A 24,959-nucleotide genomic window follows, 5' to 3' on the forward strand; every position below is an offset into this window, starting at 1 on the left:
TGGCGTCCGGCGGCAGGTAGACCCGCACCACGGACGCCTTCTTGTTGAGCACCACGTCGAGGAAGCCGGGGTCCTGGTGGCTGAAGCCGTTGTGGTCCTGGCGCCACACGTGCGACGACAGCAGGTACGTCAGCGACGCCACCGGCCGCCGCCACGGGATCTCGTGCGCCGTCTCCAGCCACTTGGCGTGCTGGTTGAACATGGCGTCGATGATGTGGATGAACGCCTCGTAGCAGTTGAACAGCCCGTGCCGGCCGGTCAGCAGGTAGCCCTCCAGCCAGCCCTGGCACAGGTGCTCGCTCAGCACCTCCATCACGCGCCCGCCGGGGGCCAGGTGCTCGTCGGTCGGCAGCACCTCGGCGTCCCACGCCCGGTCCGTGGCCTCGAACACCGCCGACAGCCGGTTCGAGGCGGTCTCGTCCGGACCCATCAGCCGGAACGTGCGGGGGTTCGCGGTGATCACGTCGCGCAGGAACCCGCCGAGCACCCGCGTGGGCTCGCTCGACTGCGTGGCGGGCGACTTGACCTCGACCGCGAACCGGCGGAAGTCCGGCAGCCGCAGCGGCTCCAGCAGCTCGCCGCCGTTGGCGTGCGGGTTGGCGCTCATCCTGCGCGTCCCGCGCGGCACGCCGTCCAGGATGGCGCGTACGGGTGCGCCGCCCGCGTCGAACAGCTCCTCCGGCCGGTACGAGCGCATCCACTCCTCCAGCATGGCCAGGTGGGCGGCGTTCTCGCGGACCTTGGCCAGCGGCACCTGGTGCGCCCGCCACGTGCCCTCCACCGGCTTGCCGTCCACCTCGCGCGGCCCCGTCCAGCCCTTCGGCGTCCGCAGGACGATCATCGGGAGCCGTTCGGCCTCGTTCCTCTTGTACGCGGCCATCTCCTCGAACACGGTGTCGAGGGTGGCGGCCATCTCCTCATGCGAGGGGCCGACGACGTGCGGGCGGTAACCGTACCCCTCCATGAGTTTGCGCAGTTCGGGCTCGGGGATGCGGGCGAGCACGGTCGGGTTGGCGATCTTGTAGCCGTTCAGGTGGAGGATGGGCAGCACGACGCCGTCGCGGCGGCGGTCGGCGAACTTGTTGGAGTGCCAGCTAGCCGCGAGCGGCCCCGTCTCGGCCTCGCCGTCGCCCACGACGCACGCCACGACCAGGTCCGGGTTGTCGAACGCGGCGCCGTACGCGTGCGCGAGCGCGTAGCCCAGTTCCCCGCCCTCGTGGATGGAGCCGGGCGTCTCGGGGGCGACGTGGCTGGGGACGCCGCCGGGGAAGGAGAACTGGCGGAACAGCCGCCGCATGCCCTCGACGTCCTGGGAGACGTCCGGGTAGCGCTCGGAGTAGGTGCCCTCCAGCCACGCGTGCGCCACCGCCGCCGGTCCGCCGTGCCCCGGCCCGACGATGTAGATCATGTCCTGGTCCCGCTCCTTGATCACCCTGTTGAGGTGGGCGAAGCAGAAGTTCAGGCCGGGGGTGGTGCCCCAGTGCCCGAGCAGGCGCGGTTTGATGTGCTCGGGTCGCAGCGGCTCGGTGAGCAGGGGATTGTCCAGCAGGTAGATCTGCCCGACGGACAGGTAGTTCAGCGCTCGCCAGTACGCGTCGATGTGTTCCATCCCCTCCAGCTTCCTCCCCCTGCCGGGCTGAATCCCTTTACGGCCCGATAAGGTGCCGTGCATGGCTTTGAGGAGTTCGCTCTGGTACTCGGGAAACGACCGCAACTCCTACATCCACCGGGCCTGGATGCGGCGTGGGCTGCCGCGCGAGGCGTTCGAGGGCGGCAAGCCGCACATCGCGATCGCCAACACCGCCTCCGACCTCACCCCGTGCAACTCCCACCTGAACGAGGTGGCCGAGAGCGTCGCGCACGGCGTCTGGGAGGCCGGCGGGGTGCCGCTCAACCTGCCGGTCGTCTCCCTCGGCGAGACGAACGTCCGCCCGACCGCCATGCTCTGGCGCAACCTGGCCGCCATGGCGACCGAGGAGATGCTGCGCGCCAACCCCGTCGACGGCGTGGTGCTGCTCGGCGGCTGCGACAAGACCATCCCGTCGCTGCTCATGGCCGCCGCCTCCGTCGACCTGCCCGCCGTCGTGATGCCCGGCGGTCCCATGCTGACCGGCCACTTCCGCGGCGCCCCGCTCGGCTGCGGCACCGACGTGTGGCGGCTCAGCGAGGAGGTACGCGCGGGCACGCTCTCCCGCGAGGAGTTCCTGCGGTCCGAGTCGTCCATGATCCGCAGCCGTGGCCACTGCAACACCATGGGCACGGCCTCCACCATGGCCTGCATGGCCGAGGCGCTCGGCATGACCATCCCGGGCACCGCGGGCACCCCCGCCCCCGACAGCCGCCTGCTCGAGCGCTCCCATGAGACCGGCCGCCTGGCCGTGGAGCTCGTGGCGCGGGAGCGCCGGCCCAGCAGGGTGATGACCAGGGGCTCGTTCCTCAACGCGATCGTGACGCTGGCCGCCGTCGGCGGCTCCACCAACGCCGTCGTCCACCTGCTGGCCATCGCCGGGCGGCTCGGCGTCGACCTGTCCCTTGACGACTTCGACCGCACCGGCTCCGGCGTGCCGCTGCTCGTCGACCTCCAGCCGGCCGGGCGGCACCTGATGGACGACCTGTTCAGGGCCGGCGGCCTGGCCGCCGTGCTGAAGGAGGTCGAGGACCTGCTCGACCCCGAGGCGGTCGCCGTCACCGGGCGGCCGCTCGTCGAGCACCTGGCGGGCGCCGAGATCTGGGACGAGAGCGTCATCCGGCGGCGCGCCGACCCGCTGCTGCCCGACGCCGGCATCGCCGTCCTGCGGGGCAACCTCGCGCCCGGCGGCGCGGTGATCAAGCCCGCCGCCGCCTCGCCCGAGCTGTTACGGCACCGCGGGCGGGCGGTCGTCTTCGAGTCCATCGAGGACGTGCACGCCCGGCTCGACTCGCCAGCCCTCGACGTCGACGAGACCTCCGTGCTCGTGCTGCGCGGCTGCGGGCCCAAGGGTTATCCCGGCATGCCCGAGGTGGGCAACCTGCCGCTGCCCGCCAAGCTCCTGGAGAAGGGCGTGCGCGACATGGTGCGCATCAGCGACGCCCGCATGAGCGGCACCGCGTACGGCACCGTCGTGCTGCACACCGCGCCCGAGGCGGCGGCCGGCGGGCCGCTGGCGAAGGTGCGCACCGGCGATCCGATCGTGCTCGACGTGGCCGCCAGGCGGCTCGACGTGGACATCCCCGACGCCGAGCTCGCCGCCAGGCGGCCCGCCACCACCGGGTACGCCGAGCCCGCGCGCGGCTGGGAACGCCTCTACGTCGACCACGTCACCCAGGCCGACCGCGGCGCCGACCTGGACTTTCTGATCGGTTCCAGCGGCGACCGGGTAGGCCGGGAGTCCCATTGACCTTCCCCAGCATCGGGTCAGCAATCATGGCTCCGCCGTGCGCGGAATCAACCGTGCTGGGTACGAGGTTACGGGACGATGGCCATCCGGCTTGGCGACACGAGGAGGAAGCGTGAACGGCGACATCACCCAGAGCCAGGAGTGGGCGGCTCTCGGCAAGCATCACGAGGAGCTGGCGGGCAGGCACCTGCGCGAGCTGTTCGCCGGCGACCCGGGCCGGGCCGGGCGCATGACGGCCGACGCCGGCGACCTCCACCTCGACTACTCCAAGCACCGCGCCACCCAGGAGACCATCGACCTGCTGGTGGCGCTGGCCGAGCGGGCCGGGCTGCGCGACCGGATCGCCGCCATGTTCGAGGGCCGGCACATCAACGTAAGCGAGGACCGCGCCGTGCTGCACACCGCGCTGCGCCTGCCCCGCGACGCCGAACTCGTGGTGGACGGGCAGGACGTCGTCGCCGACGTGCACGCCGTGCTCGACAAGATGAGCGCCTTCGCCGACCGGGTCAGGTCCAAGGAGTGGAAGGGCGCCACGGGGCGGCCCATCGAGACCGTCGTCAACATCGGCATCGGCGGCTCCGACCTGGGCCCCGCCATGGCCTACGAGGCGCTGCGCGACTACGCCGACGCGGGCGTCACGGCCAGGTTCGTCTCCAACATCGACCCCGCCGACATCATCGGAAACCTCGCCGGCCTCGACCCCGCGACCACGCTGTTCGTGGTCAGCTCCAAGACGTTCACCACGCTGGAGACGCTCACCAACGCCAGGGTGGCCCGCCGCTGGCTGATCGACGCGCTGGGAGCCGACGCGGTCGCCAAGCACTTCGTGGCCGTCTCCACCAACGCCGGCAAGGTCGAGCAGTTCGGCATCGACACCGACAACATGTTCGGCTTCTGGGACTGGGTGGGCGGCCGCTACTCCTACGACGGCGCCATCGGCCTGTCCCTGATGATCGCGATCGGGCCCGAGCGGTTCCGCGAGATGCTGGCCGGCTTCCACGCCATCGACGAGCACTTCCGCACCGCGCCGTTCGAGTCCAACATGCCGGTGCTGATGGGCCTGCTCGGCATCTGGTACGCCGACTTCTTCGGTGCCGAGACCCACGCCGTGCTGCCCTACAGCCAGCGGCTGCACCGCTTCCCGGCCTACCTGCAGCAGCTCACGATGGAGTCCAACGGCAAGTCCGTGCGCGCCGACGGCACCGCGGTCACCGCCGAGACCGGTGAGATCTTCTGGGGCGAGCCCGGCACCAACGGGCAGCACGCCTTCTACCAGCTCCTCCACCAGGGCACCCGGCTGGTGCCGGCCGACTTCATCGGCTTCGCCGAGCCGTTCGACGACCGCGAGGGCATGCACGACCAGCTGACCGCCAACCTGCTGGCGCAGACGTCGGCGCTGGCGTTCGGCAAGACGGCCGAGGAGATCGCCGCCGAGGGCACCCCGGCCGACATCGTCCCCCACAAGGTGATGCCGGGAAACCGGCCCACCTCCACGATCCTCGTCCCCAAGCTGACCCCCTCGACGCTCGGGCAGCTCGTCGCCCTCTACGAGCACATCGTGTTCGTCGAGGGCACCGTCTGGGGCATCGACTCGTTCGACCAGTGGGGCGTCGAGCTGGGCAAGAAGATGGCGCTCGACCTGGCTCCCGCGCTCATCTCCGAAGATCCGCCCACCGCGTTCCCCGACGTGTCCACCGAGCACCTCGTGCGGCGCTACCGCGAGCTGCGCGGGAGGCGGGTCTGACATGGCACACGCATCGAGGAGCGGCCAGACGCCTGAGGGCGGCCACACCACCACCGGCGGCCACGCCCACGGGGGCGGGGCGCATCGGCGGGGGGCCGAGCGGGCCGGGGCGCTGGTGCTGTTCGGCATCACCGGCGACCTCGCGCGCAAGCTGGTCCTGCCCGCCCTCTACCGCCTGACCGCGGACGGCCGCCTCGACGTGCCCATCATCGGCGTCGCCAAGACCGACATGGGCCTCGACGGCCTGCGCGAGCACACCCGCGAGGCCGTGGGCGGCGTGCGCGACGCGGCGTTCGACAAGCTGGCAGGCAACCTGCGCCTGGTGTCGGGCGACTACCGCGACCCCGAGACGTTCGCCAGGCTCCGCGACGAGGTGGCCGGCAAGGGCTTCGTCGTCCACTACCTCGCCGTCCCGCCGTCGCTGTTCGCCGCGGTCGCCGAGGGCCTGGCAGGAGTGGGCCTCAACCACGACGCCAGGCTCGTCGTGGAGAAGCCGTTCGGCCACGACCTCGACTCCGCCCGCGCGCTCAACGACGAGCTGCTCAAGCACTTCGACGAGGACCACCTGCGGCGCGTCGACCACTTCCTGGGCAAGGAGCCGGTCGAGGACCTCATGGTCTTCAGGTTCGCCAACACCCTGCTCGAGCCGATCTGGAACCGCAGCCACATCCGCAGCGTCCAGATCACCATGGCCGAGGACTTCGACGTGCGCGACCGCGGCGCCTTCTACGACGCCAACGGCGTCATCCGCGACGTGGTGCAGAATCACCTGCTGCAACTGCTGGCCATCCTCGCCATGGACGCGCCGCCGTCCACCGACGCCCGCGCCCAGCTCGACGAGAAGTGGCGGGTGCTGCGCGCCGTCCAGGCCATCGACCCGTCCGACACCGTACGCGGCCAGTACTCCGGCTACCTCGACACCCACGGCGTGCGCCCCGGCTCCACGACCGAGACGTTCGTGGCCCTGCGCGCCTACGTCGACAACTGGCGCTGGGCGGGAGTGCCGTGGTGCATCCGCTCGGGCAAGGCGCTGCCGACCACCGACCTGGAGGTCGTGGCCGAGCTGCGCAAGCCGCCGGTGACGATGTTCCGCGGTGGCGACATGCCGCCCGGCCCCAACCTCATCAGGTTCCGGCTCCAGCCGGACGCCGGGGTCACCTTCGACCTGCTGGCCAAGGAGCCGGGCAAGCAGCACACCAGGCCGGTGCCGATCAGCGTCGACTTCACCAAGGTGCTCGGGCCGATGGAGGCCGCCTACGAGCGGGTGCTGTCCGACGCCGTCAGCGGCGACCCGCGGCGGTTCGCCCGGTTCGACCTGGTGGAGGAGTCGTGGCGGATCGTGCAGCGGGTGCTCGACGTGCCCGAGGCGCCGCTGCCGTACGAGCGGGGCTCCTGGGGGCCCGAGCAGGCCGCGAAGATCGCGCCGGGTGGCTGGCACGAGATCTCCACCACGTTCGACTGAAAGAGGACGGTCCGGGCCTTCCACGGGAATGATGGGGGAATGGACATCATGCAGCTGGTCGAGCAGGCGAAGGACACCGCGACCGTCCGCCGGGTCTTCGGCGAGCCGATCCACCACGGCGACATCACCGTCATCCCGGTCGCCAGGGTCGCCCAGGGCGGCGGTGGAGGGCACGGCCAGGGCCGGGGCGAGAAGGGCGAGGAAGGCGGGGGGAGCGGCGGGGGCTTCGGCCTCAGCGCCACGCCGGCGGGCGTGTTCGTGCTCAAGGACGGCGACGTGCAGTGGCGGCCGGCGGTCGACGTCAACCGCATCGTCATCGGCGGCCAGATCGTGGCCGTCGTGCTGTTCCTGACCGTGCGCTCCATCCTCAGGAAATGGGCGCGCAGGCGCTGACGTGCTGGTCGACCTGCTCGCCGCGGACCTGCCCGGCCGAGACTTCCTGCTCCCCGGCACCAACCTCCCGGTGCGCCGGCAGCGGCTGAACGGCTCCGCCTGGCTCGTCCGTCTCCCGCCGGGCTGGGCCCGCGCCGAGCACGGGCACTACCTGGCGGGGGAGGAGTTCGTGCTGCTGGAGGGCGAGCTGTGCGTCTCCGGCGTCACGTACCGTCAGGGGCAGCACGGGTGGCTCCCGGCGGGGGCGCTGCGCCATTCGAGCGCCGCTCCCGGCGGGGCGCTCGTGTTCACGTCCTTCGACGGGGAGGACACGTGGGTGCCCAGCGAGCTGGACGAGCCCGACGGCCCGACCCTGCGCACGCCGCTGGAGAGCGTCGTCATCCCCGAGGGCGGCCTGCGGCTGACCCCGCACTCCGCGCTCCTCGACACGCCCGTGCCCCTTCACCGCCCCGCCGAGATGATCACCGTGCCGACCTGGACGTGGGAGCTGTCGACGTTGATCCCGGAGGGCCGGGTCCTTGTAAGGTGGCCCGCATGAGCTCTATGGCGCAGGTTGCGGCTTTTGGCGGGATTGTGCTGCTCGGGGCGATGTCGCCCGGCCCCGACTTCGCGGTCGTCGTACGCCGCTCCGCGCTCTCGGGGCGCCTGCACGGCATGTCCGCCGCGACGGGCACCGCCGTCGGAGTGTTCGTCTGGGTGGTGGCCGCCGCCACCGGCATCGCGGCGGTGCTGGCCGCCTCGGCGGTGGCGTTCACCGTGGTGAAGGTGGTGGGCGCCGCCTACCTGTTCTACCTCGGGGCCCGCGCCCTGATCTCCGCCCTGCGCACGGGTGGCGGCTTCGCCCTCGACGCGGCCGGCCCGGCGCGCCGCGGCGCCGGGGCGGCGTTCGTGGAGGGCCTGCTCACCAACGTGCTCAACCCCAAGGCGGCGCTGTTCTTCGTGGCCCTGGTGCCGCAGTTCGTCAGCTCGGGGGCGTCGGCGGGGGAGACGCTCGTGCTGTCGGTGATCGCGCTGGCCGGGACGGTCGCGTGGTTCCTGCTGGTGGCCAACGTGGTGGGCACGCTGCGCAAGGTGTTCGCCCGGCCGGCCGTCCGCCGGGTCGTCGACGGCTTGACGGGCGCGGCCCTCATCGGCCTCGGCATCAAACTGGCCGCCGCCACCCGCCCCTGACGCCCTCAAGCGGCGCCATCCGCGGGTGTGTGACGCCCCTTGAGCAGCCATCAGACGGCATCCCGACCGCGTCATGCGAGAGACGGCATCTCCGATCGCGTCAGGAGATTCGATCGCGTCAGGAGAGACGCATCGGCCACCGCGTCATGAGCCGTCATCCCCTGCCGCGTCATGAGACGGCCACGCCCAGCAGATGCCCCAGGCCGAACGTCACGGCAGCGGCCCCGGCGCCCAGCGTGAGTTGTCGCAGGCCGCCCAGCCACCACGGCCGCGCGGTCATCCGCGCCACCACCGCCCCGAACCCGAACAGCGCCAGCACGCTCACCACCAGAGCCGCCACCAGCCCCGACGCCCCGAACAGGAACGGCACCAGCGGCACCAGCGCCCCGGCCGCGAACGCGCAGAACGACGAGCCGGCGGCCACGTAGGGCGAGGGCAGGTCGTCGGGGTCCACACCCAGCTCCTCCCGTACGTGGACCCGCAGCGCCTGCTCGGGATCCTCCGACAGCCCCGCGGCCACCTGCCGGGCGAGGTCGTCGTCCAGCCCCCGGGAGCGGTACAGCGCCGCCAGTTCGGCCCGCTCGCCCTCCGGGTCGCGGGCCAGCTCCCGCCGCTCGACGGCGATCTCCGCCCGCATCAGCTCGGTCTGCGACTTGACCGACGTGTACTCGCCGGCCGCCATCGAGCACGCCCCCGCGACCAGCCCGGCGCACCCGGCCAGCACCGCCCCCCGCCCGGCCCCGGCGGCACCCACGACTCCGGCGATCAACGCGAAGTTGGACACCAGCCCGTCCATCGCCCCGAACACCGCCGGCCGCAACCATCCACCGGTGACATCGCGGTGACTGTGGTGCTTTTCCGGCGAATAGGGTCGTGTCAGCTCAATAGTCATGAAATACCTCCGATCACGATATTGCGAAATGTAGACAAATATCACCAAGATCCGCAACGCAGGAAAGGCTTACCTGACCTGCGGAAAGGCATCTGCCGACGAGTTTCCGGAAACCGCGCCTGACCGGGTCAACGGACGGTAATGGCGCCGCGTCACTCGCTGTGATCACGTGAACGCAAAATAGTCGCTTGAAGGCGCGCGCGCATGCGTGGCTCGACCCATGGAAAACGGCGGGGACATGAGCGCTCCGCCGGTGGGGGGCTGGTTAGCCGCCGAAGGGGAAGGACAGGCGCTGCAGGCCCTTCCCCGTGTCGTTCGATCCCGCGGAACTGCTGGGAAACTCAGGCGGCGCCCGGTGGGCGGGCGCCGCGTGAGAGCCTCCAGGCCCGGATCGGCCGCGGGCCCGTGGAGGCGCGGAACCACGCGCCCTCAGCGCCGGAGCCGCTCGGTCGCGGAACGGCGCGGCTTCAGTGCTGGTGCCGGTCGGTCGTGGGTCGGCAGGGCTGACGTGCCGGCGCCGGTCTCTCATGGATCGGCGCGGCTGAGGCGACGGTGCCGGTCAGGCGTGGATCGGGGTAGGGGCGGTCGTCGGCTCGGGAGCGGGGCGGATCAGGGCGGCGCAGTCGTCGATGGCCTCCTCCAGGAGCCGGCGCAGGAGCGCGTCCGGGTCCGGGATGCACGCCTGGACGATGCCCACCACCGACAGCTGCACCGCGTTCGGCGCCGCGTACCGGCGGAAGCCCTTCTGGGTGATCCTGGCCGCGCGGCTGAAGCGCCGGGCCTGTTCGGCCGCGTGCGGCACCGCCTCCATCGCCTGGCGGCTCAGCTCCCCGAGCCGGCCGGGCGGCGCCCCGTCGAGCCGGGCGAGCATCTCCTCGGCCGCCAGCACCGACACGGCCAGGGCGAGCTGGCGTTCGGCCGCAGCCACCGGAAGGGCGGTCGTGGCGCAGCGCAGCGCGATGCGCGCGTCCACCCGCAGGTCGTCGCCGGCCAGCCCGATGATGGACGGCACCAGCCGGACGAGCTGGGCGCGGCTTTCGTCGCCGGTGTTGTCGTTCACCAGGCGGGCGAGGGCGGCCAGCAACGGATGGGTGCAGGCCGGGTGGTCGCTCCACCGTTCCCCGGCCAGGTAGGAGGCCAGTTCCATGAAACAGGCACCGCGTTTGGGGTTGCGATGCCTGCCGCGGGACAGGACCGGCATGTGATCAAGGTGATTGTCCACGGGTGCTCCACTGCTCCACGCGATCGCGGTCTACCCAGTCTGCGCTGTCGTGACCGCCAACGCCAGTGATGTGCCTTTTCCGTCCTTGATGTTCTCTCTACCCGTCTCGCCGCACTCATATCCGCACGACGGATCCGTACACGGACAAGGTCCATCCGACGGGTCAGACCGCCGTGCGGCCGCCGTCCACCGCGAGTGTCGCCCCCTGGACGAAGCCGGCGCGCGGCGACGCGAGGAACGCGATGGCCTCGGCGACCTCCTCTGGCGTCCCGGCACGGTCCGCGGGGGCGGCCTGCGCGAGCCGGTCGAGGTCCTCGCCCATGCCGGAGGTCCCCTCGGTGCGGATCGGCCCCGGGCGCACGGCGTTGACGCGGACGCCGTGCGGGCCGAACTCCGCCGCCCACGCCTTGGTCAGCAGCTCCACGGCCGCCTTGCTCGACCCGTACAGGCTCATGCCCGCCATGCCGAACTCCGCCACCATCGTGGTGACGTTGACGATCACACCGTGCCCCCGTTCGGCCATGGCGGGGGCGAGCTCGGCGACCAGGAAGTAGGGGGCCTTGACGTTCAGCCCGTACACCCAGTCGAAGTCCTTCTCGCTCATCCGGTCCGTGGGCCCGAACGGGTAGACGCCGGCGTTGTTGACGAGCACGTCCACGTGGCCGAGCAGGCCGGCCGCGGCGCGGGCCAGCGAGCGCGCGGACTCCTGGTCACGCAGGTCGGCCGCCGCGAAGTGGGCGGTGCCGCCGATCTCGCGCAGCTCGGCCACGGCCTGCTCGCCGCGCCCCGCGTTCCGGCCGGACAGGACGACCTCGGCGCCGAGCCGCACCAGCGCCCGCGCCGTGGCCAGGCCGATGCCGCCGCTCCCACCGGTGATCAGCGCCCCGGACCCCGACAGCTCTCCGTTCATCGACCCTCACCCCCGGTTGCTCTCTGTGTCCATCCCATCACATCGACGAAGACCGCCACCGTCCGCCCCGGCACCGTCAGCGTGCCGGTGGCCGGGTCGAACGCCGCCTCCCTCACCACGGGGTCGCCGGAGGCCGCCTGTACGGGGTGCGGCGCCACCGCCCGGCCGGCCAGCGCCTCCATCGGCTGGGCACGCGCGTACGGGGTGGCGTTGAAGACGACCGTGACCGACGACCAGCGCGGATCGAGCCCTGACGTGTCCACGTGCATGGCGATCACGCCCTCCGCCGACGGGGGGAACGACAGCCGCCGCGTCACCTCCGCCGCCGACCCCAGCGCGAACGCCGGGGAGGACGCCCTGATCCGCAGCAGCTCCCCGAACCGGGCCCGGCAGGCGCGGATCGCCGCGCAGTCAGGCCGCAGCGCCGGGTCGGCGAGCAGCGGCGCCGCGTACGGCCACCTGGCCTCGTTGTCGGCCCTGGGCGGCAGGCCCGCGCCGAACCCGTTGCCGCGCTCGCAGTCCCACAGCAGCCGGTTGAACCAGTCGCCGGAGTCGTAGGAGTTGCGGTCGAGCGACTTCGACCGCAGCCGCTCGCTGCCCGCGTGCACGAACGCCGTCCCCTGCCCCAGCAGCACCGTGGCCAGCGACAGCACCTGCATCCGCACCCGGTCCGCCATCGGCGTGTCCTGCGGCAGCTTGTACGCCAGCGCGTCGAAGAGCGTCTCGTTGTCGTGCGCGTCCACGTACGCCACCGCCTCGCCAGGCTCGGCCGCGTAGCCGGTGGGGGAGCCGTTGTGGTCGACCTCCGACCCCTTGCGGCCGCAGGGCAGCACGTAGTCGCGCAGGCTCCCGGTCAGCCCGACCCTGATCACGTCGGCGTAGTGCGCCAGCCTGGCCCGCTGCTGCTCGGGCGGGCCGTTGGCCGGGGAGCCGTTGGGCGCGCCCGCGAGGCCCGAGCCGAAGCCCTGCACGCGGGGGTCGGCGTCGAACGGGGCGCCGCCGCGCACCGCGTCGCGCAGGCGGTCGGTGAACGTGCCGATGCCGGTGCCGGCCAGGTTGGCCTGTGTGGCCTGCTCGAACCTGGCGCCATCGGCCACCTCGCCGAAGTTCCATCCTTCGCCGTACAGGATGATCGACTTCCCGTCCACGCCGTCCCTGGCCACGGTCAGCGCGTCGAGGGCGCGGCGGACGGCGAGAAGGTTGGCCTTGGGGTGGTGGCCCATGAGGTCGAAGCGGAAGCCGTCGATCTTGTACTCCCGCGCCCAGGTGACGACCGAGTCGACGACGAGCCTGCCCATCATGAGGTGCTCGGGCGCGGTGTTGGCGCAGCAGGTGGAGTCGGCCACCCGGCCGTCCTCCAGCAGCCGGTGGTAGTAGCCGGGCACGATCGGGTCGAGCACGGCGGTGGAGTGGGTGTGGTTGTAGACCACGTCCATGACCACGCGCAGCCCGGCCCGGTTGAGCGCGGCGACCATGCCGCGGAACTCCCTGATCCGCTCGCCCGGCTCGGTCGCGTACGAGCCCTCGGGCACGGTGTAGTGCAGCGGGTCGTAGCCCCAGTTGAAGGAGTCGGTCGCGGCGGTGCGGGCCACGAGCTCCTGCTGCAGTTCCGAGTCGGGCGGCAGCGCGGCGAGGTCGCCGTCCGGCTCGGTCCGGTCGGCGGCGCGCTCGGGGACGGTGGCGAAGTCGAACACCGGCAGCAGGTGCACGTGCGTCAGCCCGTCGGCCGCCAGCGACCGCAGCTCGCGCGTCCCGGCCGAGTCGACGCCGAAGGCCGCGTACGTGCCGCGCAGCCCGGCCGGGACGCTCTCGTCGGAGGCGGAGAAGTCGCGCACGTGCAGCTCGTAGATCGACGCCCGGTGCTGCGGCACGGCCGGGGGCTTGGCGAGGCGGTCCCAGCCGGGCGGCTTGTGCGCGTAGCCGTCCAGCCGGACGAGCCGGCTGTGCCCGCCGTCCGGCGTCACGTCCAGCCCGTACGGGTCGGTGACCTCGTGGGTGCCGGAGAGGTGCGTGACGAGGAACGTGTACTCCCGCCCCCACCAGGTGGGCAGCCCGCGCACCGACCAGATCCCCGTCTCGTCGTCACGGCGCATCGGGTGGACGGTGCGGCCGCGCGGGCCGTACAGGGCCAGCTCGACCGTGCGTGCGGTGGGCGCCCACACCGACAGCCTCGGGAAGATCCGGCCCGCCGGCCCGAGCCGGGCGCCGGCCGCCGCGGCGTAGAGGTCGTCGAGCACGCCGGGAATCTGCACCCCGGTCGCCGCCGCCAGGGCGCCGGAGGCGTCGCGCGCCTCGGCCACGACGCGGTCGCGCAGCGCCGCGCGCACCAGGCCGGCGTCACGCGGGTCGACCTTCAGCGCGGTGTACGAGGCCAGGTGCGGCCACGCGCGCCGCTGGCCGTCGCTGAGCGTGCCGGGAGCCAGCCGGAGGACCCCCGAGCCGGAGGCCAGGCAGTGCCGGTACGACGGATCGACCTGCCAGGCCACCGTGTCACGGTCGATCCAGTGTGCCCTCGCCTCGCCGGTCACGGCCGCCGCGCACCCCTTCCTGGAAGTCACGATGGGAGCCCCGGTCAGCCGGTGATCCCCCGGTGATCTTGGCTCCACCATAGGCGACTGCCTGCGCGAACGCCGGTGGACACGGCGTGCGGCCCCCGCATCTTGACGGCGGAGCCCACCGCCCGATCGCCCGGAACGGTAGGGTTTCCGCCGTTCCCTGCGCGAGCATCCCAAGGAGGTCCGACGGTGAGATGGCTGCTCCTCCTGCTGGCGTCGTCCGCCCTGTGGTGGGCGGTGCCGCCCGCGCACGCGGCGGAAGCGGCCACGAAGGCGCCGCCGGGGCGGGTGGCGTTCATCGGGGTGCCGGGACTGCTCTGGGACGACCTCGACCCGGACGACACCCCGCACCTGTGGCGGCTGGCGGGCGAGAGCGGGCTCGGATCCGTGTCGGTGAAGGCCGTCGGCACCGTGACCTGCCCGTACGACGGATGGCTGACCGTGTCGGCCGGGGTGCGCTCGGCCGTCGGGCACAGGTGCGGGCTGCCGCCCGAGCCGGTCGCGCGCGGCGGCGGGGCCGTCGTCGGCGAACTGCGCGAGCTGCGGGAGCGGCGTGACGGCACCTACGCGGGCACGCTCGGCACCGCCGTGCACGCCGCCGGGCAGTGCACCGCCGCCGTCGGGCGCGGTGCCGCGCTGGCCCTGGCCGACCAGGACGGCAAGGTGGACCTGTACGCGCCCGCGCCCGACGGGCTGGCCGACTGGTCGCGCTGCCGGGTGCTGGCCATGGACGTGGACGCGCTGGTGAAGCCGTACCTGGTGGACGACCGGCTGCCGCAGGACGCCGAGCCGATCGCGCCGGAGCGGCGGCGCGCCCTGGTGCGCGAGGCCGACGCCCAGGTCGGCGCGGCGCTGGACCGGCTGCCCCCGGACACCGAGATCCTGCTGGCCGGCATCGGCGACCACGGCTCGGTGCCGCACCTGCGCGTGGCGATGTGGAAGCGCGCCGGCGCGACCGGGGCACGCGCCGCAGGGGGCGCCCAGGGGCCGGTCGAGGGGCCGTCCGTGGGCGCCAACTCCACCAGGCGCGACGACATCACCGTCCTGCCCGACATCACGCCGACCGTGCTCGCCGCCGCCGGCATCGCGCCGCCGCCCACCGTGGTCGGGGTGCCGTGGCGGCTCGGCGGCCCCACCACCTCTGATGACCTGCGCAGGGACGACCTCAAGGGCACGACCGTACGCGGCACGACCGGCGTGTTCTTCACCGCCTTCGCCGTCGTCCAGGTCGCCTTCTACGCGCTGGCCTACTTCCTGCTGTCCAGGCGCAGGCGGCTCGGGCTGGTGGGCACCGCCGCCATCGTGCTGGCCGCCGTCCCCGTCTCGACGTACGCGGTCAACCTGCTGCCGTGGGAGCGCAGCCCGTACCCCGTGGCGACGCTGATCGGCGGGGTGCTGGCGGGCACGGCGGCCATCGCGGCGCTCGCGCTGGCGGGGCCGTGGCGGCGCGACCCGCTGGGGCCGCCCGCCGCCGTGGCCGCGACGACCGGCGCCGTGCTGGTGGGCGACCTGCTGACGGGGACGACGCTGCAGTTCGACAGCCTGATGGGCTACACCGCCGTGGTCGGCGGGCGCTACTACGGGCTGGCGAACATCCCGTTCGCGCTGCTCGCCACCGCCGTGCTGATGGCCACCGCGGTGGCGGCCGAGCACCTCGTACGGGCGGGCCGCAGGACGGCGGCCGTGGCCGTGGTGGCGGGGCTCGGCGTGGCGACGATGCTGCTGGCCGGCTGGCCCGGCGTGGGCAGCGACTTCGGCGGCGTGATCGCGTTCGTGCCGGGCATCGCGGTGACGGCGCTGCTCGTCGCGGGCAAGCGGGTGTCGGTGCTGAAGCTGGCCGGGTTCTGCGTGCTGGGCGGCGTGGCCGTGTCGGTCATCGCGGTGCTCGACCACCTGCGCCCGCCCGCGTCGCAGACGCACCTGGGCCGGTTCGTGGGCCAGGTGATCGACGGGACGTTCCTGCCCATGATCGGGCGCAAGCTGGGCGCCATGCTCAACACCATGCTCTCGCCGAACCTCATGCCGATCGTCCTGGCCGGCCTGGCCTTCCTCGTCTTCGCCGTGCTGCGGCCCGGGCAGATCAGCGCGGGCATCGTGCCGCGGGCGTTCGCGCGGGCGCCCATGCTGCGGGCCGGGCTCGTCGGAGCGCTGGTCAGCGGCGTGGTCGGCATGCTGGTGAACGACTCGGGCACCGCCGTGCTGTCGATGGTGGTGGCGCTGGCCGTGCCGCTGGTGCTGCACGCCGGCGTGCGGTCACCGGAGCCCGCCGCGAGCCCGGTGGAGGAGCGCGGCCGCGCCGGCGACGTGCTGGCCGGCGAGACGTAGGCGGCGCGGCGGGCGGGGGCGTCGGGGCGGCAAGATCTGAAATTTTCTTTTAGTTCACGCCTAAGACTTGAAAGTTATATCCACGGGCGATTGAGTTCGGTCGTGCAGTCCCTCAGAATCCTGACAGCATCGGCGCTCGCGTTAGCCCCCCTGGCCCTGGCCGCCGCGCCCGCGCACGCCGATCCCGCACCCCCCTCAGAGGACGCGCCGAAGGCGTCGTCCTACCCGCCGCCGTCCACGCTGCTCGCCCACGACGCCGGCCAGAAGCTGGAGACCGCCAAGAAGACCCGGCCGGTCGCGCCGGGCATCTCCCTGACCTCGTTCGACACCTATGACGAGCTCGGCTGGCTGCGCGCCGACGCGATCACCGCCGAGCTCGGCCCCGCCCGCGCCGACTACGTCTTCTCCGGCGAGGTGTCCAGGACCGAGCCGCTGTCCGGGCCGGCCACGCGCTCGCACGCCGTCGCGGCCGTCAACGGCGACTTCTTCGACATCAACAACTCCGGCGCCGCCCAGGGCATCGGCGTGCAGGACGGCTCGCTGATCCAGTCGCCCGTCGCGGGCCACGAGAACGCGGTCGCGATCACCGGCGACGGCGTCGGGCGCGTGCTCAAGATGTACTTCGAGGGCACCGCCACGCCGGACGGCGGGTCGCCGATCGCGCTGACCCAGTTCAACCAGATCGTGCAGAGCGGCGGCGTCGGGCTGTTCACGCCGCTGTGGGGCTCCTACACGCGGGAGCGCGCCGTCGCGGGCGCGACCGCCGTCACCGAGGTCGTCCTGGCCGACGGGGTGGTCTCCGAGGTACGCACGTCCGCGGGCTCTGGACCGATCCCCGCCGGGACGACGATCCTGCTGGGCCGCGACGCCGGGGCCGCCGCGCTGTCCGCGCTCAAGGCCGGCGACCGCGTGGACGTGCGCTACCAGCCCAAGTCGTCGGACGGCAGCGAGGTCAAGGCGGCCGTCGGCGGCAACTGGGTGCTGGTCAAGGACGGCGTCCCGCAGAACTCCACCGACGCCTCCGCCCACCCGCGCACCGCCGTCGGCTTCTCCGCCGACGGCAGGAAGATGTACCTGCTGACCGTGGACGGCCGCCAGGCCGACAGCCGCGGCGTGACGCTCGACGAACTGGCCGCCATGATGGTCGACCTCGGCGCCGCCAACGCGCTCAACCTCGACGGCGGCGGCTCCTCCACGATGCTGGCCCGCGAGCCCGGCTCCGCCGGCGTCCAGGTGGAGAACAGCCCCTCCGACGGTGGCGAGCGGCACGTCCCCAACGGTCTCGCGCTCTACGCGCCCGAGGGCAGCGGCAAGCTCAAGGGCTTCTGGCTGGAGACCGCGAGCGACCCCGCGGGGGCGCCCGGCGTCGGGCCCGTCGCCGGCGGCCGTCCCGACCGGGTCTTCCCCGGCCTCAGCAGGCGGCTGACCGCCGCCGGCTACGACGAGACGTACGGGCCCGCCGCGGGCTCCCCGCTCTGGCGCGCCACGCCCGCGGTGCACGGCGTCGTCCGCGACGGCGTCTTCCACGCGCTGGTGCCCGGCCAGACCACTGTCACCGCCTCGCGCGGCAAGGCCAAGGGCACCATCGAGCTGACCGTGCTCCAGCCGCTCCAGCGGCTCGGAGCCACCGCCGACCGGCTCGGCCTGGCGGGAGCGAGCGGCCCGGACGAGCCCGGCGCCACGTTCGGCGTGGTCGGCTACGACCGCAACGGCAACTCCGCGCCCATCGAGCCCTCCGACGTCAGCCTCGACTACGACAAGAGCCTGTTCGAGGTGACCCCCGCCGAGCAGGGCTACTTCTCCGTCAAGGCCAGGAAGGACACCGGGTCGGGCCTGATCACCGCCAAGGTGGGCAAGATCAGCACCGCCGTGCCGGTGACGGTCGGGTTCGAGGACAAGCCGGTCGCCGACTTCGAGGACGCGGCCTCCTGGACCTTCGCCGCCGCCCGCGCCACCGGCTCGCTGTCGGCCGCGCCGGGTCAGAGCGGCGGCGGGCTCAAGCTGTCGTACGACTTCACCGGCTCCACCGCGACCCGGGCCGCGTACGCCAGCCCGCCGCAGCAGATCGTGATCGACGGGCAGCCGCAGGCGTTCGGGCTGTGGATCAACTCGACCGGCAAGGGCGAGTGGCCCAGCCTGGAGTTCTACGACGCGCTCGGCCAGTCGCAGATCCTGCGCGGGCCGTACATGACGTGGACCGGCTGGAAGCACGTCGAGTTCACCGTGCCGCCCGGCGTGAACTACCCGCTCAAGCTGCGGCGGTTCTACGTGGCCGAGACCAAGGCGGACGCCCGGTACACCGACGACATCCTCATCGACGGGCTGGTCGCCAAGGTGCCGCCGTCCGTCTCCGCGCCCGAGACGCCCACGATCGCCGACCCGGTCGTCAAGACGGACGTGGCGCGGATGCCGTGGCGGTTCGCGGTCATGTCGGACGCGCAGTTCGTGGCCAGGGACCCGGACAGCGACCTCGTCAAGAACGCGCGCCGCACGCTGCGCGAGATCAAGGCCGCCAAGCCGGACTTCCTGCTGATCAACGGCGACCTGGTGGACGAGGCGTCGCCCGAGGACTTCGCGCTGGCCAAGAAGGTCCTCGACGAGGAGCTCGGCGGAACCCTGGAATATCACTACATTCCGGGCAACCACGAGGTCATGGGCGGCAAGATCGACAACTTCAAGGCCGTCTTCGGTGACACGTACGGCGTCTTCGACCACAACGGCACCCGCTTCATCACCCTGGACACCTCGCGTCTGAACCTGCGGGGCGGCGGCTACGACCAGGTGGCCATGCTCCGCTCCGAGCTCGACAAGGCCGCCGAGGACCGGTCGATCGGGTCCGTCGCGGTCGTCTTCCACGTCCCGCCGCGCGACCCGACGCCCGGCAAGGGCAGCCAGCTCGGCGACCGCAAGGAGGCCGCGCTGGTGGAGGGCTGGCTGGCCGACTTCCAGCGCACCACCGGCAAGGGCGCCGCCTACATCGGCGGGCACGTGGGGACGTTCCACGCCTCGCACGTGGACGCGGTGCCGTACTTCATCAACGGCAACTCCGGCAAGAACCCGGCCACCTCACCCGACGACGGCGGGTTCACCGGCTGGTCGCTGTGGGGCGTGGACCCGGTGACGGCCTCGGAGGCGGAGCACGTGCGGCGCAACTGGTTCGCCGACGCGCCCGACTGGATCGGCACGCAGGTCCGCCCGCACGTGGACGACCTCGTACTCACCGCCCCGGCGACGGTCGAGGTGGGGACGCCCGGCACGGTGAAGGCGTCGGTCGAGCAGGCCGGCCGGACGGTGCCCGCGGCCTACCCGGTCTCGGTCGCCTGGTCCGGCTCGCCGAACCTGCACGTCGGCAGCCGCCGTACGGCCAAGCCGTGGCACGTGGCCGTCCTCGACCCCGAGACGGGGACGCTGACGGCGCTGAGGAAGGGACAGGTGACGGTCGCCGTCACGGTGAACGGGGTCACGCGGCAGGCCGCCGTGGCCCTGACCGCCCGGGCCGCCGCCTGACCCACACCTCTGGAGGTCGCCGGACGGCCGCCGCCCACGCCGCCTGTCGCGGCGCGGGCGGCGGCCGACGGCAAGAGTCCTGAAAGCGGCGGCCGTACGGCGGCAAGCGGGATGAAATCAGCGGCCCTCCGGCGGCAAGCCGGATGAAATCGGTATGCCGCACATTGTCGTCATCTCACCACGAAAGGACGGCCCCCCGATGACGATCTCCCGCACTCTCGCCGCCACGACCGCCGCCATCGCCGCCACCGTCGGCGCCCTCGCCGCAGTCGCCCCCGCCGCCCAGGCCGCCACCTCCTCCGAGTTCGCCCGCACCACGTGGGGCCCGTACTACGCGCCCGGGCGCGCCGCCCAGGCGGCCGGCACCCTGACGGCCACGGGAGAGGACCACGCCGACCTGCCCACCGCCGACGTCGTCCGGGTCTCCGGCAAGGTGTACGACCGCACGCGCCGCACCTCCACCTGCGGCTGGGCGGTCTTCCGCATCACCTACCGCTCCGGGAACGAGCTGCCCTTCCGCCACCGCTGGGCCCGCACCTGCACCTACCGCACCCCGAAGCACTTCTCGTTCTCCGCCAAGAACGTCTACCAGGTGGAGCTCAAGGTCTGCTCCGAGGCCAAGTCCAGCAAGCCGTCCCTCGTCTGCCTGTACGCCGGCACGTGGAAGACCCTCTACCTGTCGAAGTAGGGGCCTGGACGGGAAATGCGCCGGTTGTTAGCCTTTCAGGAGGTTTTCCTGGTGCTCGAGAGGCCAATGGACAGACTCTCTGACGACGACCTGGCGCTGTTACTGCTGATCCGGTGCTTCGAGCGGAAGCTGCTCGCGCTCTTCGAGCAGGGCGAGCTCAACGGCACCACCCACACCTGCCTCGGCCAGGAGTACATCCCCGTCGCCCTGCGGACGCTGCTGCGCGAGGACGACTGGGTGTTCAGCAACCACCGGGGACACGGCCACTACCTGGCCAGGTTCGAGGACCCGGAGGGGCTGCTGGCCGAGATCATGGGCAGGAAGGGCGCCGTGTGCGAGGGCGTGGGCGGCAGCCAGCACCTCAAACGCGACCGCTACCTGTCCACCGGCGTGCAGGGCCAGAGCCTGCCCGTGGCGGCCGGGGTCGCGTTGCGGCTCAAGCGGCACGAGCCCGGGGCGCTGGCCTGCGCCTACGTCGGCGACGGCACGTGGGGCGAGGGCGCGGTGTACGAGGCGCTCAACCTGGCCGCGCTCTGGCGGCTGCCGCTGCTGGTCGTGGTCGAGCACAACGGCATCGCCCAGTCCACGCCGACCGCGTTGCAACTGGCGGGCACGATCGAAGGGCGGGCGCGGGCGTTCGGCGTCGAGCACCACCGGATCGGCGTCCCCGACATCCCGGTGATCCGGGCCGGGCTGGCGCCGCTGGTCGAACGGGTCAGGACGGACCCGGGCCCGCTGGTGGTGGAGTTCGCCACCCACCGCCTCGGCCCCCACAGCAAGGGCGACGACACCCGCCCGCCGGACTTTCCCCGCACCGACTGGTACGCCGCGTACCGGGCCGCCCACCCCGTACAGTCGGCCACGATCGAGGAGGCGGCCCGCACCCGGATCGACCGCATCGCCGCCGAGGTCGCCGCCCGCCCGCCGGCCGTCTGGACGGCCGCGTGAGGGTCGGCGAGAACCTCAACCGCGCCCTCCACGGGCTCCTGGCGGACGACCCCTCCGTGTACGTCCTCGGCGAGGACCTCCTCGACCCCTACGGCGGCGCCTTCAAGATCACCAAAGGGCTGTCGACCCGCTTCCCCGACCGCGTGCTCACCACCCCGCTCAGCGAGGGCGCCGTCGTCGGCGCCGCCTCCGGGCTGGCGCTGGCGGGCGGCAAGGCGGTCGTCGAGATCATGTTCGCCGACTTCGTGGCGCTCGCCTTCGACCAGATCCTGAACTTCGCCGCCAAATCCGTCACCATGTACGGCACCAGGGTGCCGCTGCCGCTCGTGATCCGCTGCCCGTCCGGCGGCCACCGCGGCTACGGGCCCACCCACAGCCAGAGCCCGCAGAAGCACTTCATCGGCATCCCCGGCCTGTCGCTGTTCGAGATGTCGCCCTTCCACGACAACCGGGCCGTCCTCGACCGCATGCTGGCGCTGGGGGAGCCGTGCCTGCTGTTCGAGGACAAGGTGCTGTACACGCGGCGCATGTACGAGGTGGACGAGCTGTTCAGGTGGGACCTCGTGGACGACGTCGCCGTCGTCCGCCTCGACCCGGGCGGCCCGGGCGGCTCGGGGATGTCGCGCGGTGACGCCGGGCCGGGCGGCCTGGAGATCCCGGACGGCGATCTCGACTACGTGCTCATCGTCCCGGGCGGGCTCGCCCACCGGGCGCTGGCCGCCATGCGGGCGCTGCTGCTCGGCCACGACCTGGCGGGCGTGCTGCTCGTCCCCTCCCGCCTCTACCCGTTCGACCCCTCGCCGCTGCTGCCCATCCTCGGGAGGGCGCCGCTGGTGTGCGTGGCCGAGGACGGCAGCGCAGGCGGCACCTGGGGCGGCCACGTGGCCGCCGACCTGCACACCCGCCTCTGGGGCCGGCTGCGCCGCCCCGTCAAGCTGGTCCACTCCGCCGACAGCGTGATCCCCACCGCCGCCCACCTGGAACGCGAGGTGCTGGTGCAGGAATCCACGATCCGCCGCGCCGTGCTGGAGGGGCTCGGTGACTCCTCCGCTCCTTGAAGGGAGCGGCTTCTCGCTAAGCCGCTTCCGCAGCCTGGCGAAGGGCAAGCCCTGCCCTCAGGATGTTCTTGGCCGCGTTCACGTCGGCGTGCGCAGCGTGGGCGCACGCCATGCATCGGAACTCGGCTTGGGTGAGGCGGTTGTCCTTCGCGCAGTGCCCGCAGCGGGCACAGGTGCGGGAGGTGCTGGCAGGGTTCACTGCGATCAGCTCTCGACCGGCGCTTTCAGCCTTGTGCGACAGGATCGTCAAGAACACCCCCCAGCCCGCGTCGTGGATGCTTCGGTTGAGCCCGGATTTCGCGGATCCCCGGTTGGGCAGGTAGCCGTCGTCGCCGTCCGGCTTGGGTGTGGCGCGCCTGGTCATGCCCGCGACGTTCAGTGCCTCGTGCACGATCACGTCATACTCGCGAACCAGGTGCAGGGTGGCCTTGTGCGCGCCGTCCAGGCGCTGCCGTCGCACCTTGGCGTGCAGCGCGGCCACGCGTGCGACGGCCTTACGGCGACGCTTGGAGCCGCGCTTCTTGCAGGCCAGGTCCTGCTGCGCCGCCGCGAGACGGTCAGCGGTCGCTGCCAAGTGACGCGGGTTGGCCACGTGCTCGCCGTCGCTCGTGGTGACCAGCGACGCCACGCCCATGTCGATCCCGGCGACCGCACCGGTCGCGGGCAGGGTCTGCGCGGGGACGTCCTCGCACGACAACACCACGTACCAGCGGGAGCCCTCCCGCTTGACGCTGATCGTCTTCACCCGGCCCTTAACGGCGCGGTGCTGGTGCACCCGCACATGCCCGATGCCGAGCAGGTAAACGCGTGTCGCCGGTTCGTGTGGCTGGGAGTCCCAGGTTGCGCCGTTCTTGATCGCAGGCCATTCGACCGTGTCGAATCGGCCCCGGCCCCTGAAGCGCGGGTAACCCGGCTTCTGCCCCGCCTTCACCCTGCGGAAGAACGCCGCGAATGCCCTGTCGAGACGGCGCAGGGTCTGCTGCTGGGAGCCTGCCGACCAGCGGCCCTGACCGCCAGGGTCCGCCTTGCGGATCTCCTTCAGCTCCGCCGACTGGTCGCCGTAGCGGATCGTGACACCGGCCTTGGCGTAGGCGGTGCGGCGGTGCTCCAGAGCGGCGTTGTACAGCTGCCGGTGGTCCTCCAGACACTGCGCGAGCACGGCGGCCTGTCTGCTGGTGGGGCGCAACAGGAACGTGAACGACCTGCGCACACCCACCTCCCACGTTCGGTAACGAGACGACCACGGTATCGGCCGGCACCGACACAACCCGGAAGGACGTCTGTGATGCGCGGACCTGGCAGGTCAGGGCACGCTCGAACCTTGACGGCCCTCCCGCTCCCGATTCCCCCGACGGCTAAAGCCGCCGGTCCCCTCGAGAGGTTCTGATGGCTGAGATCCGGGTGCCGAAGCTCAACACCAACGACGAGGCGTACGTGCTGCTCGAATGGCTGGTGGCCGACGGGGCGGCGGTGCGCGCGGATGAGGTCGTGGCGTCGGTGGAGACGTCCAAGACGGTGGAGGAGCTGGTCAGTGCGTACGAGGGCGTCCTGACGCACCTGCTGCCGGCGGGCTCCGACTGCGCGCCCGGCCAGCCGATCGCCCGCATCGCAGAGACCCCGCCACCCGGCTTCCCGCCCGTCGCCGCGCCGGCCCCAAGGGAGAGCCTGCCCGCACCGGTCGAGGGCGTGCCTGCTCCCGTCGGAGACATGCCTGCTCCGGCCCCTTCGGCTCCTGCGCGGGCGCCGCTCATCACGGAGCCCGCGCAGGCGCTCATCGACGAGCTCGGCATCGACCCCGCGCGGGTGCTCGCCCTGCCCGTGAAGGTCGTGCGGCGCGCGGACGTCGAACGCCTCGTAGCCTCGGACGCGCAGTTGCCGCGTCAGCCGGCGCCCACCACCGACATCGCCGGGCGCGCCGGTACCGGCGGCCCCGCTGAGGCGGTCGGCCCGGGAGAGCCGTCCGGCCCCACCGAGGATCGGGGAGGGTCGTCCGGCCCCGGCGAAACCGATGACCTCGGTGGAGCGGTGCGGGGTTCGAGTGCGCGGGCGCTCAGTGCGAACCAGCGGGCCGTGGGCAGGACCGTGAGCCTGTCCCACCGGACGATCCCCGCCGCCTACGCCGCCATCAAGGTCGACGTCGGCAGCGCCACGAAGGCCGCCCGCGACCTCACCAAGCGCCTGCGCACGCTCGTCGGCCTGCCCGACCTGCTCGTCGCCGCCGTGGCCCGCCTGCACCCCGACTTCCCGCTCTGCTTCGCCACCCTCGTCGGCGAGGGCACCGCGGCGGTGCCGGGCAGCCCGCACGTGGGCGTCACCATCGACCTGGGCAGCGGTCTGTACGTGCCGGTCGTCAGGGACGCGCACCGCAAGAGCGTGCCGGAGATCGCGAAGGAGCTGGCCGGGTTCCGCAGGCTGGCGCAGCACGGCGGCTTCCGGCAGGAGCAGCTCGACGGCGGCAACATCGTCGTCACCCTGCACCACGACCCCGACATCGTGATGGCCGTCCCCATCGTCTTCCCCGGGCAGGCGTGCGCCGTCGCGCTCACCTCGCCGCAGCGGGAGGGCGAGCGCACGGTGGCGGTCGTCGGCCTGGCCTACGACCACCGGCTGGTCAACGGGCGGGACGCCGTGCTGTTCCTCCAGGCGCTCAAGGAGGCCCTGGAGACGCCCGAACCCTAGGGGCAGGCGTTTGTTCGAGCGTCTGGAGA

18 protein-coding genes are annotated in these 24,959 nt (G+C 72.6%); 12 read left to right on the top strand and 6 right to left on the bottom strand.

Features of this window, described 5'->3' with window-relative positions:
• Positions 1–1,609, bottom strand: a 1,609-nt coding sequence (locus tag FH608_RS14365; protein WP_139631009.1) for a phosphoketolase, incomplete at its 3' end; no start/stop codon positions are given.
• A 61-nt stretch (positions 1,610–1,670) separates the two neighbouring features.
• On the opposite strand from FH608_RS14365, the gene FH608_RS14370 reads away from it, so the two are divergent.
• The 6 genes from FH608_RS14370 to FH608_RS14395 all read left to right on the top strand — a co-directional run bounded on the left by FH608_RS14370 (position 1,671) and on the right by FH608_RS14395 (position 8,146).
• Complete coding sequence (locus tag FH608_RS14370) at positions 1,671–3,377, top strand: IlvD/Edd family dehydratase (RefSeq protein WP_139631010.1); 1,707 nt, start codon at positions 1,671–1,673, stop codon at positions 3,375–3,377.
• Positions 3,378–3,489: 112 nt separating this feature from the next.
• Complete coding sequence (gene pgi, locus FH608_RS14375; RefSeq protein ID WP_139631011.1) at positions 3,490–5,121, top strand: glucose-6-phosphate isomerase; 1,632 nt, start codon at positions 3,490–3,492, stop codon at positions 5,119–5,121.
• A gap of 1 nt (position 5,122) precedes the next feature.
• Positions 5,123–6,583 (top strand): glucose-6-phosphate dehydrogenase, encoded by a 1,461-nt coding sequence (gene zwf, locus FH608_RS14380; protein WP_139631012.1) that lies wholly within the window; start codon positions 5,123–5,125, stop codon positions 6,581–6,583.
• 39 nt (positions 6,584–6,622) lie between these two features.
• Positions 6,623–6,976: a GerW family sporulation protein gene (locus tag FH608_RS14385; RefSeq protein ID WP_139631013.1), complete on the top strand. Its 354-nt coding sequence runs from the start codon at positions 6,623–6,625 to the stop codon at positions 6,974–6,976.
• Between the two features lies 1 nt (position 6,977).
• The gene (locus FH608_RS14390; RefSeq protein WP_139631014.1) at positions 6,978–7,514 is read left to right on the top strand and encodes a cupin domain-containing protein; all 537 of its coding nucleotides are present in this window, start codon (positions 6,978–6,980) and stop codon (positions 7,512–7,514) included.
• Positions 7,511–8,146 carry a LysE family translocator gene (locus FH608_RS14395; protein ID WP_139631015.1) on the top strand — a complete coding sequence of 212 codons (636 nt, stop codon included), beginning with the start codon at positions 7,511–7,513 and terminating at the stop codon, positions 8,144–8,146. Before FH608_RS14390 ends, FH608_RS14395 begins: the two co-directional genes overlap by 4 nt.
• A gap of 169 nt (positions 8,147–8,315) precedes the next feature.
• Here the strand turns inward: FH608_RS14395 and FH608_RS14400 are convergent, their stop codons facing one another.
• The 4 genes from FH608_RS14400 to pulA all read right to left on the bottom strand — a co-directional run bounded on the left by FH608_RS14400 (position 8,316) and on the right by pulA (position 13,728).
• Positions 8,316–9,038, bottom strand: coding sequence for a VIT1/CCC1 transporter family protein (locus FH608_RS14400; RefSeq protein ID WP_139631016.1), 723 nt, complete (start codon positions 9,036–9,038; stop codon positions 8,316–8,318).
• A 559-nt stretch (positions 9,039–9,597) separates the two neighbouring features.
• Complete coding sequence (locus FH608_RS14405; protein WP_226899510.1) at positions 9,598–10,239, bottom strand: hypothetical protein; 642 nt, start codon at positions 10,237–10,239, stop codon at positions 9,598–9,600.
• Between the two features lie 184 nt (positions 10,240–10,423).
• Positions 10,424–11,170 (bottom strand): SDR family NAD(P)-dependent oxidoreductase, encoded by a 747-nt coding sequence (locus tag FH608_RS14410; protein ID WP_139631017.1) that lies wholly within the window; start codon positions 11,168–11,170, stop codon positions 10,424–10,426.
• A complete protein-coding gene (gene pulA, locus FH608_RS14415; RefSeq protein ID WP_226899512.1) occupies positions 11,167–13,728 on the bottom strand; it encodes a pullulanase-type alpha-1,6-glucosidase in 2,562 nt (853 codons plus the stop codon). Before pulA ends, FH608_RS14410 begins: the two co-directional genes overlap by 4 nt.
• A 186-nt stretch (positions 13,729–13,914) precedes the next feature.
• On the opposite strand from pulA, the gene FH608_RS14420 reads away from it, so the two are divergent.
• The 5 genes from FH608_RS14420 (at position 13,915) to FH608_RS14440 (ending at position 22,251) form a co-directional block, all read left to right on the top strand.
• Entirely contained in the window at positions 13,915–16,050 is a 2,136-nt protein-coding gene (locus tag FH608_RS14420) for a hypothetical protein (RefSeq protein ID WP_139631019.1), read from the top strand.
• A 102-nt stretch (positions 16,051–16,152) separates the two neighbouring features.
• Positions 16,153–19,557, top strand: coding sequence for a phosphodiester glycosidase family protein (locus FH608_RS14425; protein ID WP_226899516.1), 3,405 nt, complete (start codon positions 16,153–16,155; stop codon positions 19,555–19,557).
• Between the two features lie 199 nt (positions 19,558–19,756).
• The gene (locus tag FH608_RS51450; RefSeq protein ID WP_153262586.1) at positions 19,757–20,245 is read left to right on the top strand and encodes a hypothetical protein; all 489 of its coding nucleotides are present in this window, start codon (positions 19,757–19,759) and stop codon (positions 20,243–20,245) included.
• A gap of 66 nt (positions 20,246–20,311) precedes the next feature.
• The gene (locus FH608_RS14435) at positions 20,312–21,193 is read left to right on the top strand and encodes a thiamine pyrophosphate-dependent dehydrogenase E1 component subunit alpha (protein WP_226899523.1); all 882 of its coding nucleotides are present in this window, start codon (positions 20,312–20,314) and stop codon (positions 21,191–21,193) included.
• Positions 21,190–22,251 carry an alpha-ketoacid dehydrogenase subunit beta gene (locus FH608_RS14440; protein ID WP_139631021.1) on the top strand — a complete coding sequence of 354 codons (1,062 nt, stop codon included), beginning with the start codon at positions 21,190–21,192 and terminating at the stop codon, positions 22,249–22,251. The genes FH608_RS14435 and FH608_RS14440 overlap by 4 nt, the downstream gene beginning before the upstream one ends.
• A 16-nt stretch (positions 22,252–22,267) precedes the next feature.
• Here FH608_RS14440 and FH608_RS14445 read toward each other — a convergent pair whose 3' ends face one another.
• Positions 22,268–23,461: an RNA-guided endonuclease InsQ/TnpB family protein gene (locus FH608_RS14445; protein ID WP_226899525.1), complete on the bottom strand. Its 1,194-nt coding sequence runs from the start codon at positions 23,459–23,461 to the stop codon at positions 22,268–22,270.
• A gap of 176 nt (positions 23,462–23,637) precedes the next feature.
• On the opposite strand from FH608_RS14445, the gene FH608_RS14450 reads away from it, so the two are divergent.
• Entirely contained in the window at positions 23,638–24,930 is a 1,293-nt protein-coding gene (locus tag FH608_RS14450; protein WP_139631023.1) for a 2-oxo acid dehydrogenase subunit E2, read from the top strand.
• The last annotated feature ends 29 nt before the right edge of the window (positions 24,931–24,959 follow it).

Origin of the sequence: Nonomuraea phyllanthi (genome assembly GCF_006334985.2) — a bacterium.
In the GTDB taxonomy this organism is placed as follows: domain Bacteria; phylum Actinomycetota; class Actinomycetes; order Streptosporangiales; family Streptosporangiaceae; genus Nonomuraea; species Nonomuraea phyllanthi.